Here is a 12,764-nt window from a genome sequence, read left to right on the forward strand (position 1 = left end):
GGGCTCCCTCAGGCGTGTCTTAGCAGGGATCCCGCCAAAGCAACCTGCATTTCGTACGATAACTCGCCGACGTAGTAAGTCCGCTGTTGATTGGTCAAGCAACATCGAACGTTCTACTTCGGCGAATTGGGATTGAGAGCGGAAACGTCCGGGTTGATATGATCCACAGGAGAACGTGATGTCGGGCGGCAGCTTCAGTTCCCCTTGGTGGGCCACTCGCCGATGCTCTCCATGAACTCGCGGTACCATTCCGCCCTGCGATGCTCCTCAGCCTTGCTCATCTTCGGGTGGAGGCCGAGGAAGCCTCCGGCCCAGGGTCACCACCGTCCAGCCTCGAAGATGAATCCGTCGCGGAACAGGTGCTCCGAGCCGTCGACGGTGGTGATCCGCACGTGCCCGTCCGGCTCGCACTTCATCGACGTCACCGTCTCCCTGATGGTCTGCCGGATGCGGGCACGGGCCGCGAACTTTTCCGCGGGCGACGCATCCCGCATGTTCAGTTCGAAGAGGTGGATCACGGCGGCCTTGCGCTCGTCATCGCGTCCCGACGCCCTGAGGACCCGCAGCGTCGCCGCTGCCGTGGCCATCTCGGCCTCGACGCGCCCAAGCTCGGCCTCGATTCGGGCGAGGGGAGCCGCCGAGAACCGCGAACCCTTGCCGACGCCCTGCACGATGGCCTCGCCCTCGGCCTGGAGCGCGTCGCGCTTGGCCACGGCCGCCTTCAGGCGGCCTTCGAGGTGCTGCGCCTCGGTCCTGGCGCCGGCGGCGAGGTCGACCTTGACCAGCCAGCTCAGGACGGCGTCCTCGGTCTCACGGTAGGGGATGCGGAAGGCGTTGGTGCACGCGCCGCCCCGCTCCGAGGAGCAGCGCAGGACCGGCGTCGACCGCGGCCCGCGATCCCGGTAGTTCATCGGCGCGTTGCAGACCGCGCAGGTGGCCACGGTCCCGAACAGGTTCGTCACGACCGTGCCGATGGGGCCGCCGCTGTTCGGCGCCTTGCCGAGCCGGCGCTTGATCGCGACCGCGCGCGACCGCTCCCACAGGTCCTCGTCGACGACCCTCGGGAAGTAGTCCTCGATGACCGGCCCGTCGGGCACGCGCTTCGCCACCGTGATGCCGCCCTTCTCGACGTATTCGAGCCGGTGGGGTTGGAAGCGCCCGATCAGCGCCTCGTTGTCGGTGACCTTCTGGACGGTGCCCCCATGCCAGCAGCGCCCGTGTCCCCACGTCGGCTCGCCCCGCGCGTTGAGGATGCGCGCGATCCGGTCGCGGCCCCATTCCTCCGCCAGGTATCCGAGGATCTCCCGCACCACGGCGACGCGCGCGTCGTTCGGCACGAAGGCTCCGTCGACCAGCGTCAGCCAGGAGGGACAACGGCTCGACAGCTTGCGTTCGCCGACCTTGCGACGCTTCTCGACCCAGGTCTGCCTGAGCCTCTTGGACTTCACGAGGGATTCCTCATGGGCTCTGGTCAGCGACATGATCGAGATGATGAACTGCATGGGATGGGCGTCTTCGCGATACTCCTGGCTGTCGGCCAGCGAGACCACGACGATCCCGGCGTTCACGATCTGGAGCAGCATCGCCTGGGCGCGGGAGACCTGCTGCCTGGTCATCCGGTCCAGGCTCTCGACGAGGAGGTACGAGCCCCTGGCGATCCGTCCCGCGTCCACCTCGGCCATGAAGGCGGCGAGCTTGCCCTGGCCGCCGGGTGCCGCGTTCGCATTGGTGAAGCCCGAGACCCCGATGTCGTGCAGCACCAGACGGGTGTCGAGCGTGAGGTGGGTGTTCACCGCCAGATAGTCGTCCCGCAGCATGATCTGCCGGCGGAAGCCGTCGCGGTAGGTCTTGCTGTCCGCCTTGTTCGCCTGCCGCTTCGAACTCAGGCGAAGGTAGGAGTAGGCGATTGCCGGGTCCGGCGCGCCCAGCCGGGGGTTGTTGTGGAACATGACCGCCCAGGCTTTCTTCAGAGGTCTCCCGCCGTACCCATATGCCGGCAGACTGGCAAGATCGTCGTCTCGATCTCAGGGCTCCACACGGTGCTGGCCGCCGGGGTCGTGTTCTGGCTCGTCCGTGCCGGCCTCGCCCTGGTGCCGTTCCTGGCGCTGGCCTGGCCGATCAAGAAGATCGCCGCGGCGCTGGCGATGGTCGGGGTCACCGCCTACTGCGTCTTCTCCGGCTGGGACATCGCGGCCGAGCGTTCCCTCGTGATGACCCTGATCATGCTCGGGGCGATCCTGGTCGATCGCCCGGCGCTCAGCATGCGCAACCTCGCTCTCGCCGCGCTCATCGCGCTCTCGCACGAGCCGGAAGGCTTGCTCGGCCCGAGCTTCCAGATGTCGTTCGGGGCGGTGGCCGGCCTCATCGCCTGCGCCCGCCTGATCGATGGAGGGATGTTCCGCCGCGACGGGGCCGGGCGGATCGGCCGGCTGATCGCGCTGTCGCTGACGACGGTGGTCGGCACACTCGGCACGACGCTCGTGGCGCAGGTCGCGACCGCGCCCTTCGCCACCTACCACTTCCAGACCGTCCAACCCTACGGGCTGATCGGCAACGCGCTCACCCTGCCGCTGGTCTCGCTCGCGGTGATGCCGGCGGCGGTGCTGGGCATCGTCGCCTACCCGTTCGCCCTCGACCAGCCGGTCTGGTGGCTGATGGGACTGGCGGTGCGCGGCATGCTGACCATCTCCGGCTGGATCCAGGGGCTCGGGCGCGCCAACGTCGTGGTCCCGGCCTTCGGCACCGCCGCGCTCGGGTGCCTCGCCGCGGGGCTGCTGCTCGCGACGCTCCCGGTCTCGCGCCTTCGCTGGCTCGCCCTGCCGCCGGCGCTGCTCGGGCTCGGCCTAGCGACGATGCCGGCCCGCTACGACATCTACGTCGACCGCCAGGGCAGCGGGGCGGCGGTGCGCCGCGCCGACGGCAGCCTCGTCGCCCTCGGGCGCCCGTCGAACTTCGTGCTGGAGCAGTGGCTGAAGGCCGACGGCGACGGCAGGCCGGGCGCGCAGGCGACGGGCGGTCCCGCCTGCGATCGGATCGGATGCACGCTTCGGTTGGCCGACGGGCGCGCGGTGGCGCTTCTGAAGGATCGCCGCGGCTTCGCGCAGGATTGCGCCAAGGCCTCGGTGCTGATCACGGCGCTCGCCGCACCGCCGGGCTGCGCCGCCGCCCTCGTCATCGATCGCGCCTACCTCGCCAGCCACGGCGCCGCGGCGATCCGCGTCGAGCCGAATGGCTTCATTCTGGCCGACACGCATGAGCCGGGACGGACGCTGCCGTGGCGCCCCGCGATGGTCCGTCCCCCGCCCCAGGGAACGGATGACGCGGCAGCGGGCGGATCGTCGCCCGCGGCCGAGCCCAAGCCGAAGGACGTCCCGTTCCAGGGCATGGCCGCCCCGCCCCCCCGGGCGGAGGAGGCCGACCCGGCACCCGACGATCCGACCGCGGACGGCCCGAACCCGGAGATGCCGGGCGAGACCCTTCAGTAACGGCGCACGAGGCTGACCAGGCGGCCCTGGATCTGCACCCGATCCGGCCCGAGCACGCGGGTCTCGTAGGCCGGGTTCGCCGCTTCGAGCGCGATCGAGGAGCCGCGACGGCGCAGCCGCTTCAGCGTCGCCTCCTCGTCGTCGATCAGCGCCACGATGATGTCGCCGGTGTTGGCGGTGTCCTGCTTGCGGATGACCACGAGGTCGCCGTCGAGGATGCCCGCCTCGACCATCGAGTCGCCGCGGACCTCCAGGGCGTAGTGCTCGCCGCCGGCCAGGAAGTCCGGCGACATGGTGATCGCGTGGCTCTGGTTCTGGATCGCCGAGATCGGCGTGCCGGCCGCGATCCGGCCCATCACCGGGATCGACACCGCGCGACCGCTGTCGTCGACCATCTGCGTCGTGGAAGGACGCGGCGGCACGGCCTTCGAGCGCCCGCCCTCGACCACGCTCGGGGTGAACCGGCGCGGCGCGGCGGGAGCTGCCGGCACCGGGGCGGGCGCGCTGGAGCGGCCGGCGCCGTCGGGCATGCGCAGCACCTCGATCGCCCGAGCCCGATTCGGAAGCCGGCGCAGGAAGCCGCGCTCCTCCAGGGCGGTGATCAGCCGGTGGATGCCGGATTTCGACTTGAGATCGAGGGCATCCTTCATCTCGTCGAACGACGGCGGAACACCGTCCTCGCGCATCCGCTCGTCGATGAATCGCAGGAGATCCAGCTGTTTACGGGTCAGCATCGGCGCGGCTCGCAAGAATGCGCGGCCACACGAAGGTTGAGCCGCAGAAACAAAACACGAACACGTTAAACGTTCGTCAAGTGTTCCGCAAGGGTTCTCATCGGCCCATCCGACCGGTGCGTCGAATTTCGTCGCGCGCCGAGCCCCTTTTCGATCGCTGCGCTGCGGGGCTCAGCCCTCGAGGCTGCGGCGCACGGCGCGGGCGGTGACCGCCGAGACGCGCACGTTCGATTCCCGCGTCACGCCGGCGATGTGCGGGGTCAGGATGAGGTTCGGCACGTCGATCAGCGCCGCGCCGCCCGCGGCGTCCACGGGCTCCTGGGCGAACACGTCGAGCGCCGCCCCGCCGAGGTGCCCGGACCGAAGCGCCGCGGCGACCGCGGCCTCGTCCACGACGCCCCCGCGGGCGGCGTTGATCAGGATCGCGCCCGGCCGCATCCGGGCGATCGCCGCCGGCCCGATCATGTCGCGCGTCGCCTCGGTCAGCGGCACGTGCAGCGAGAGCACGTCGCTCGTTGCGACCAGCGCGTCAAGGGTTAGGCTCTCCACCGCGCCGTGCGCCGGGCGCCACGCGGCGTCGTCGGGCGCAAGGTGCGGGTCGAAGGCGGCGACGGTCATGTCGAGGGCCGCCGCACGGCGGGCGGTCTCGCGGGCGATCGCGCCGAAGCCGACGAGGCCGAGGCGCTTGCCGGCGATCTCGCGTCCCATCAGCGCGTTGCGCGGCCACGCGCCCGCGGCGACCTGCGCGCTCGCGCCGTAGGCGCCGCGCAGCAGCAGCAACGCGGTGCCGATCACGTACTCGGCCACCGCGCCGTCGTTGGCGCCGGTCGCGGGATGGACCGCGATCCCGCGGGCGGCGCAGGCGGCCAGATCGATGTTGTTGAGCCCGACGCCGAGGCGGCCCACCACCCTGAGGTCGGGTGCCGCCGCGAGCAGGCCCGCGCGCACCTGCGTGCGGTTGCGGACGATCAGCCCGGACGCGCCCGCGAGCGCCGCGCGCAGGGCGTCCGGCCGGTCGACCAGGGTCGGATCGTAGAGCGGCTCGAACCCCGCGAGCTCCGCCGCGATCGCGGCCTCGTCCATGAACTCGCTGATGACGACCTTGCGCATGGGGCGGCGATCCTTCTCCGCGGCCGGGCCGGTGCCGGCGGGCTGCCCGCTCTGCCGCGGCGTCCGGGCGACGTCGCGGCTGGGGGCATCGTCATCACGCAGCCGAGCGCGTCGGTAAAGGCGGCCGCGCCGCCTATCCGAGTGGGTGCGCCGATCGCAGCGCGATTAACCGCTTCGCAATGCCGCCCGGCGTAAGGTCCCGGGCATGAGGTGCGACCAGCGACAGCGCCTCCCGACATTGCGTGACCGACGCCGACGGCCGAGCCGGCGATTCGGAGACACCGGAGCAGTTTGACCATGGCCCTCGATCTCAGCATGCCGATCCTGGTCGTCGACGACTACCAGACGATGGTTCGCATCATCCGCAACCTGCTCAAGCAGCTCGGCTTCGAGGAGGTCGACGACGCCTCCGACGGCACGGCCGCGCTGGCGCGCCTCAAGGGCCGCAAGTACGGCCTCGTGATCTCCGACTGGAACATGGAGCCGATGACCGGCTACGAGCTGCTTCGCCACGTCCGCGCCGACGAGGGCCTGCGCACCACGCCGTTCATCATGGTCACCGCCGAGTCGAAGACCGAGAACGTCATCGCCGCCAAGAAGGCCGGCGTGAACAACTACATCGTCAAGCCGTTCAACGCCGCGACCCTGAAGAGCAAGATCGAGGCGGTCTGCGGCGCCTGACCGACCTTTCGGGGCCGACACGCGGAGGAATGCTGACGATGGGTTTGCAAAGACCGCTCGGCGCGACGATCAACCCGGCGACCATGGTGTCCGAGTTGATCGAGATCGCGGACTACATCGCCCACGTGCGCGACGAGATCGCGGCCCTGCGCGCCAACGAGCTGACGCACGACCGCATCCCGATGGCGCACGAGGAGCTCGGCAACGTCCTCGCCGCGACCGCCGGCGCCACCAACACCATCATGGAGGCGGCCGAGTCGATGCTGGCGCTCCCGGACGGGCCGGAATACCGCGCCGCGGTCGAGAGCGGCATCGGCACGATCTTCGAGGCCTGCGCCTTCCAGGACATCACCGGCCAGCGGATCGGCAAGGTGGTCGCCGCCCTGCAGCAGTTCGAGCTGCGGCTCGCGCGCTTCGCCAGCGCGGTGCGGGCGCGGGACGCCGCCGGACAGGACCCGGCCGAGGCCGAGCGCAACGAGCGCGCCCAGCGCCTGCTCCTCAACGGCCCGCAGCCGAACGGCCCGGCGACGGCGCAGGACGACATCGACGCCCTGTTCGCCTGAACCTCGACGGGAAGGGGCCGGCTCCGCTAGAGCGTTGCGCCTGACGTCGGGGCATCGGGGGACAGCATGGCGGCACGGCTCTGGTCCGACCTGACCACGCGCGAGGTCTCCGGGCGCGGCATGGGCCGCACGGTCGCGGTGCTGCCGGTGGCCGCGATCGAGCAGCACGGCCCGCACCTGCCGCTCTGCACCGACGTGGCGATCATGGAGGGCTACCTCGCGCGCGCCCGCGCCCTGGTGCCGGCCGATCTCGACGTGCTGGTGCTGCCGGTGCAGTCGGTCGGCAAGTCCGACGAGCACGACGCCTTTCCCGGTACCCTCTCGCTCACCACCGCGACCGCGCTCGCCGCCTGGACCGAGATCGGTGCCGGCGTGCACCGGGCCGGCTGCAACCGGCTGGTGATCGTCACCTCGCACGGCGGCAACAGCGCGCTGATCGACCTCGTGGCCGGCGATCTGCGCGCCCGCTTCGGCATGGTCGCGGTGACGACCGCCTGGGCGCGGTTCGGCTATCCGGAGGGATGCTTTCCCGACGACGAGATCGTCCACGGCATCCATGCCGGCGGGATCGAGACGGCGCTGATGCTGGCGCTTCGGCCCGACCTGGTTCGGCGCGAGGCGATCGCCGACTTTCCCTCGCGCACCCGTGCGATGGCGGGCGCCTTCACGCACCTGCGCGCCGGGCGTCCCGCCGCCTTCGCCTGGAAGGCCGGCGACCTCCATCCGTCGGGCGCGATCGGCGATGCCCGGCTCGGCACCGCCGAGGCGGGCGAGGCCGCCCTCGACCACGGCGCGCGGGCGTTCGTGGCGCTCCTGCACGACGTAGCGCGCTTCGACCTTTCGGGCGGGTAGCCTCGACGTCGCATCGATTCGGGATCGGAGCCGGGCTTCGCCCCGGCTCCCTGTCAGGCGCCGGCCGGCTGCGGCTGCCGCGCGCTCGCCCCAGACGCCTCGCGGAGCGCCGCGACGGTCTGCTGCCCGGCATCCTCCGCGGCCACCGTCGCGAGGTGCTCGCTGGTCGGGCGGGGCAGGCGCACCAGGACGATGGTGCCGACGGTCTCCTCCGAGCGGATGCGCAGGGAGCCGCCGTGCAGCTCGGCCATGGAGCGGGCGATGGCGAGGCCGAGGCCGGAGCCCTTGTGGCTGCGGGTGAGGTTGGTCTCGACCTGCGAGAACGGCGCGCCGAGCCTGGCAAGCGCCGCCTTCGGGATGCCGATCCCGGTATCCTCGATGAACAGGTGGGCGTGGTCGCCGGCTGGGCGGGCGCGCACCGCGATCCGGCCGTTGGCGGGCGTGAACTTCACGGCGTTCTGCAGCAGGTTGACCAGGATCTGCTGCAGGGCGCGCTCGTCGGCGAGCAGCGCGAGGCCGGGATACAGGTCGACGGCGACGTGGAGGTTCTTCTGCCGGGCCGGCTCGGACACGAGCTTGAGCGCGTTGGAGACCGCCGCCGCGACGGCGATCTCGCGGCGCGCGAGCCGGACGCGGTGCGACTCGATCCGCGACATGTGGAGGATGTCGTCGATCATCGAGAGCAGGTAGTCGCCGCTGGCGCGGATGTCGGCGCAATACTCGCCGTAGCGCGCCGAGCCGAGGGGGCCGTAGAGCTCGCTCGCCATCAGCTCCGCGAAGCCGATGATCGCGTTGAGCGGCGTGCGCAGCTCGTGGCTCATGTTGGCCAGGAACTCGGATTTCGCCTGGTTGGCCGATTCCGCCGCCGCCTTCTGGTCGAGGTAGCGCTCGGCTAGGTCGGCGAGCTGCTGCGTCTGCAATTCCAGCGTGCGGCGCGAGCGCTTGAGATCCTTGACCGTCTCGATCAGCTCGCGTTCCGAGGCGACGAGCTGTTCCTGGTGCCGCTTCAGGTTGGTGATGTCGGTGCCGACCGAGACGTAGCCGCCGTCCTTGGTCCGCCGCTCGCTGATCTGCAGCCAGCGGCCGTCGGTGAGCTCCGCCTCGAAGGTGCGGGCGGTCGCGCTCGCGGTGTCGGTCTCGGGCATCTCGCGCCGGATCTGCGGAAGCACGCCGCGGCCCATCACCTCGTCGTAGCGACGGCCGACCTGCGCATCCTCGGGGCTCAGCGCGTGGAGGTGGCGGAACTTGGAATTGCACAGGACGAGGCGGTTGCTCGTGTCCCAGATCACGAACGCCTCGGAGATCGCCTCGACGGCGTCGCGCAGGCGCATGTCGTTGGTGGCGCTGGCCTCGGCGAGGTGCTGCTGCTCGGTGACGTCGACGGCGATGCCGACGAGGTGGCGGCCGCCGTCGGTCACGTCCGGCACCACCTCGGCACGGGTGCGCAGCCAGATGTAGGCGCCGTTCGCGCCGCGCATGCGGAACGCGTGGTCCACCGCGGTCTGGCTCGCGGCGAGCCCGCGGGCGAGGCTGTAGAGGTCGCCGTCGTCCGGGTGGACCAGGGCGTTGACGTCGCCGAACGACAGGAACTCGCGCTCGCGGCGGTAGCCGAGCAGCGCGTACATCGAATCCGACCAGTAGATCTGCCCGCGCGGGATGTCCCAGTCCCACAGGCCGCAGGCGCCGCGGCCGAGGGCGGTGTCGAGGCGCTGGCGGATCTGCTCGCAGACCTTGTCGATCGCCTTCGCCCGGCGGCTCTGGAGCCCGTAGGCGAGGCCGACCCCGACGATGACGAGGGCGGCCGCCGCGACGAGGATGGCCTGATGCCGGGCGCGGCCCGTCCAGGTCGCGGTCAGCGCCTCGACCGACTGCATCACCGCGATCCGGTCCTGGCCGTCGGGCAGGCGCCGCATCGCCGCGAACACCGTGTCGCCGCCGGCCAGCGCCAGGCGCATCACGCCGGCGCGCTCGCCCAGCGTCGAGAGCGCCTCCGCCTCGCCGAGCACGGTCTGGAGCGTCTCGGCGCCCGCGGGCAGCGGCGGGCGGGCCGCGACGATGCGCTCGCCGCGCGCCACGATCAGCACCCGGCGCCCGGCCGGGAGCGCGCCGGCGGGGAACAGGTCGGCGAGGCTCGCCTGGGCCGCCTCGTCGCTGCCGACGCGGCCGGCCAGCGCCCCCGCCGAGAGGCGGGTGAAGGTCTCGAGGTCGGCGCTCGCGGCGGCGAGCAGCTCGTCGCGCTGGTTCTGGAGGTGGAGCGCGGTCAGCCCCGCCAGGCAGGCGAGGAAGGTCGCCAGCAGGGCCGGCACCGCGTAGCGCAGCCACGCCTCGGCCTGGACGAAACGCGCGGCCGGAGCCCGCGTCGGCCAGTGGATGCCGAGAATCGTATCCGCACGCGCGGAGAAGGAAGCGGAATCCGCCTCCGGCATGGTCGACCTCGTGACATGAAAGCGTCCGGGCCGTGCTGCGCCGGCCTCGAATCTGAATTCAGTTCATCACTTTCCCGGGTGATTTGTCCACGGCTTTTTTCCGGCCGAGCTTGACTCCCGGCCGCATCTACCGACTCGGATTCGGCGGAGAATCGTCAATGTTAAACGATGGTTAACCGGCTTCGAGGGTGCGGGCGGCGATGTCGGCCACGTCCCGCGAAAGCGCGGGGATCGCCTTGATCCGGTTGAGGATTTCGGCGGCCTTTTCCCGCCGCGAAATTTCCCATCGGCGCCACGGGGAAAAGGCGGTGAGGAGGCGCGCGGCGAGCTGCGGATTGATCCGGTCGAGCGCTTCGATGCGCTCGGCCACCAGGGCGAACCCGGTTCCGTCGGCCCGCGCGAACTGGGTCGGGTTTCCGAGCGCGAAGCTGGCGATCAGCGCCCGCACCCGATTCGGGTTGGTCATGGCGAAGGCCGGGTGCTCGGCGAGCCCGGCGATCCGCGCCCGCGTGCCGTCCTCGGGGATCATCGCCTGGATCGCGAACCACTTGTCGAGGACGAGCGGCTCGTCGGCATAGGTGCTGCCGAAGGCGGCGAGCGCCGCCTCGCGGGCGTCCCCCGGGATCGCCGCGATCACGCCGAGGGCGGCGAGGCGGTCGGTCATGTTGCGGGCCTCGCGCAGCTGGGCGAGGGCGCCCTCGGTCCCCGCCGCGGGATCGGCCGCCGCGATCAGGTCGAGGCAGGCGTTGGCGAGCGACCGGCGGCCGGCCGAGGCCGCATCCGGGCTGTAGGCGGTCTCGTGCGACGGCCGCAGCGCCGACATCAGCCCGTCGAGGCGCGGGCGCAGCCGCGTTCCGAGGACCGCCCGAAGGGCGGTGCGGGCGGCGTGGATCGCATCCGGGTCGATGTCGGCGGCGATCTCGCTGGCGGCCTCGCCCTCGCCGGGAAGCGCCAGGACCAGGGTGGCGAAGGCCGGGTCGGCCAGGGCCTCGCCGTCGAGGAAGGCCCCGAGCGCATCGGCGAAGGCCTCGGCCGCCCCCGGCGCCGCCGGTCCGAGGATCAGGCGCATCGCGATGCCCTGCGCCGCCTGCCAGCGGTTGAACGGGTCGGTGTCGTGGCGGAGCAGGGTGAGGCGCTCGGCGTCGGTCAGGTCGAGGTCAAGCCGCACCGGGGCCGAGAAGCCGCGCAGCAGCGAGGGGACGGGCGGCTCGGCGACGTTCTCGAACGCCACCGTCGCGGTCTCGGCGTCGAGGACGAAGACGCCGCCGGCGACCGCGGCCGACGTCGTCCCGGCGAGCGGGCCGGCCGTGCCGACGAGGCCGAGCGCCACCGGAATCACCAGCGGCGGGCCGGCCGCCTCCAGGCTCTGGCGGAAACCGAGCGTGCAGCGCCGGGACGCCGCGTCGTAGGCGCGGGTCACGGCGAGCGTCGGCGTGCCGGGGCGCTCGTACCAGCGCGCGAAGGCCGTGAGGTCGCGTCCCGTCACCGCGGCGAAGGCCGCCAGGAAGTCCTCGACGGTGGCCGCCGTGCCGTCGTTGTCGGCGAAGTACCGGTCCATGCCGGCCCGGAAGGCGTCGGCCCCGATCAGCGTGCGCAGCATCCGCACGATCTCGGCGCCCTTGTCGTAGACGGTCGCCGTGTAGAAGTTGTTGATCTCGGCATAGGCCCCCGGCCGGACCGGGTGCCGGAGCGGGCCGGCATCCTCGGGGAACTGCCGCGCGCGCAGGTTGCGGACCTCGCCGATGCGGTGGACGGCGCGCGAGCGCATGTCCGCGCAGAATTCCTGGTCGCGGAAGACCGTCAGGCCCTCCTTCAGGCAGAGCTGGAACCAATCGCGGCAGGTGACGCGGTTGCCCGACCAGTTGTGGAAGTACTCGTGCGCGATGATGCGCTCGATCGCGGCGTAATCGCCGTCGGTCGCGGTCTCGAGCGAGGCCAGGACGTACTTGTCGTTGAACAGATTGAGGCCCTTGTTCTCCATCGCGCCCATGTTGAAGTCCGACACGGCGACGACGTTGAACACGTCGAGGTCGTAGGCGCGCCCGAAGGTCGCCTCGTCCCAGGCCATCGAGCGGATCACCGCGTCGAGGGCGTAGGCGGCGCGCGGCGCCTTGCCGGGCTCGACGTAGACCGCGACCGCGACGGCCCGGCCCTCCATCGTGGTGAAGTCCTGCGCGACCCGGTCGAGGGCGCCGCCGACGAGGGCGAACAGGTAGGCGGCCTTCGGGTGCGGGTCGTGCCACACGGAAAAGTGCCGTCCGGTGCCGGGCACGTCGCCGGCCTCCACCGGGTTGCCGTTGCCGAGCAGCACCGGGGCCTCCGCGCGCTCGGCCTCGATCCGGGTGGTGTAGACCGCCATCACGTCGGGCCGGTCGAGGAAGTAGGTGATCCGGCGGAAGCCGTCGGCCTCGCACTGGGTGCAGTAGACGCCGTTCGAGCGGTAGAGCCCCATCAGCTTGGTGTTGGCGGTCGGGTCCACCCGCGTCGCGATCGTCAGCTCGAACGGCCCCTGCGGCGGCGCGTGCAGCGTCAGCCCGGCCGGGCTCGCCGCGTAGGCGTCGGCGGCGAGCGGCACGCCGTCGAGCTCCAGCCCCTCCAGGACGAGGTCGTCGCCGTCGAGCACCAGGGGGACGCCGGTGCGGCCGGCCGGGTTCGGGCGCAGCGCGAGCCTCGCCGTGATCCGCGTGTCGTGCGGCGCCAGCCGCACGTCGAGGTCGACGCGGTCGATCAGGAAGTCGCTCGGTCGGTAGTCCTGAAGCCGGATCTGGACGGGCGTGTCGGTTCGCATGCGGGGCCTCGCTCGGCTGGCCGGAAGTCGGGACCGTTCTGGTCCCGCCGCCGCCGCGGTGCAACGGCGATGCCCGCCGGCCGATCGACAAACGGGAAGGCCCGATGCCGCGGCGACGGCATCGG

Annotated in this window: 8 protein-coding genes and 1 pseudogene; 4 read left to right on the forward strand and 5 right to left on the reverse strand. The window is 71.7% G+C overall.

Annotated features, from left to right (window positions below; genetic code table 11):
- Positions 1-317: 317 nt before the first annotated feature.
- Positions 318-1,949: a recombinase family protein gene (locus MKK70_RS28390; protein ID WP_243951354.1), complete on the reverse strand. Its 1,632-nt coding sequence runs from the start codon at positions 1,947-1,949 to the stop codon at positions 318-320.
- A gap of 63 nt (positions 1,950-2,012) precedes the next feature.
- Between MKK70_RS28390 and MKK70_RS28395 the strand changes: the two are divergent.
- Positions 2,013-3,485, forward strand: a pseudogene (locus MKK70_RS28395) (ComEC/Rec2 family competence protein); the annotation flags it as partial.
- Here the strand turns inward: MKK70_RS28395 and lexA are convergent.
- Positions 3,479-4,219 carry a transcriptional repressor LexA gene (gene lexA, locus MKK70_RS28400; RefSeq protein WP_243933128.1) on the reverse strand — a complete coding sequence of 247 codons (741 nt, stop codon included), beginning with the start codon at positions 4,217-4,219 and terminating at the stop codon, positions 3,479-3,481. The pseudogene MKK70_RS28395 and the gene lexA sit on opposite strands and share 7 nt — an antisense overlap.
- Positions 4,220-4,390: 171 nt before the next feature.
- Positions 4,391-5,329 (reverse strand): NAD(P)-dependent oxidoreductase, encoded by a 939-nt coding sequence (locus tag MKK70_RS28405; RefSeq protein ID WP_243951356.1) that lies wholly within the window; start codon positions 5,327-5,329, stop codon positions 4,391-4,393.
- Positions 5,330-5,626: 297 nt separating this feature from the next.
- On the opposite strand from MKK70_RS28405, the gene MKK70_RS28410 reads away from it, so the two are divergent.
- From MKK70_RS28410 to MKK70_RS28420, 3 genes are all read left to right on the forward strand, one after another.
- Positions 5,627-6,010, forward strand: a complete 384-nt coding sequence (locus MKK70_RS28410) for a response regulator (RefSeq protein ID WP_147729619.1) — start codon at positions 5,627-5,629, stop codon at positions 6,008-6,010.
- A 38-nt stretch (positions 6,011-6,048) separates the two neighbouring features.
- Positions 6,049-6,573: a protein phosphatase CheZ gene (locus tag MKK70_RS28415; protein ID WP_243933132.1), complete on the forward strand. Its 525-nt coding sequence runs from the start codon at positions 6,049-6,051 to the stop codon at positions 6,571-6,573.
- 66 nt (positions 6,574-6,639) lie between these two features.
- Positions 6,640-7,425 (forward strand): creatininase family protein, encoded by a 786-nt coding sequence (locus tag MKK70_RS28420; protein ID WP_243951358.1) that lies wholly within the window; start codon positions 6,640-6,642, stop codon positions 7,423-7,425.
- Positions 7,426-7,478: 53 nt separating this feature from the next.
- Here the strand turns inward: MKK70_RS28420 and MKK70_RS28425 are convergent, their stop codons facing one another.
- Both MKK70_RS28425 and pepN read right to left on the reverse strand, forming a co-directional pair.
- Positions 7,479-9,851, reverse strand: coding sequence for a PAS domain-containing sensor histidine kinase (locus tag MKK70_RS28425; RefSeq protein ID WP_243933136.1), 2,373 nt, complete (start codon positions 9,849-9,851; stop codon positions 7,479-7,481).
- A 172-nt stretch (positions 9,852-10,023) separates the two neighbouring features.
- On the reverse strand, positions 10,024-12,639 hold the full coding sequence (gene pepN, locus MKK70_RS28430) for an aminopeptidase N (protein ID WP_243951360.1): 2,616 nt from the start codon (positions 12,637-12,639) through the stop codon (positions 10,024-10,026).
- Between the last annotated feature and the right edge of the window lie 125 nt (positions 12,640-12,764).

The sequence above is a fragment of the Methylobacterium sp. E-041 genome, from assembly GCF_022829665.1.
Taxonomy (GTDB): Bacteria; Pseudomonadota; Alphaproteobacteria; order Rhizobiales; family Beijerinckiaceae; genus Methylobacterium.

Excerpts from the sequence above, each read along its gene's own strand:
- MKK70_RS28390 (WP_243951354.1), bottom strand. The coding sequence starts at position 1,949 with ATGTTCCACAACAACCCCCGGCTGGGCGCGCCGGACCCGGCAATCGCC.
- lexA (WP_243933128.1), bottom strand. The coding sequence starts at position 4,219 with ATGCTGACCCGTAAACAGCTGGATCTCCTGCGATTCATCGACGAGCGG.
- MKK70_RS28405 (WP_243951356.1), bottom strand. The coding sequence starts at position 5,329 with ATGCGCAAGGTCGTCATCAGCGAGTTCATGGACGAGGCCGCGATCGCG.
- MKK70_RS28410 (WP_147729619.1), top strand. The coding sequence starts at position 5,627 with ATGGCCCTCGATCTCAGCATGCCGATCCTGGTCGTCGACGACTACCAG.
- MKK70_RS28415 (WP_243933132.1), top strand. The coding sequence starts at position 6,049 with ATGGGTTTGCAAAGACCGCTCGGCGCGACGATCAACCCGGCGACCATG.
- MKK70_RS28420 (WP_243951358.1), top strand. The coding sequence starts at position 6,640 with ATGGCGGCACGGCTCTGGTCCGACCTGACCACGCGCGAGGTCTCCGGG.
- MKK70_RS28425 (WP_243933136.1), bottom strand. The coding sequence starts at position 9,851 with ATGCCGGAGGCGGATTCCGCTTCCTTCTCCGCGCGTGCGGATACGATT.
- pepN (WP_243951360.1), bottom strand. The coding sequence starts at position 12,639 with ATGCGAACCGACACGCCCGTCCAGATCCGGCTTCAGGACTACCGACCG.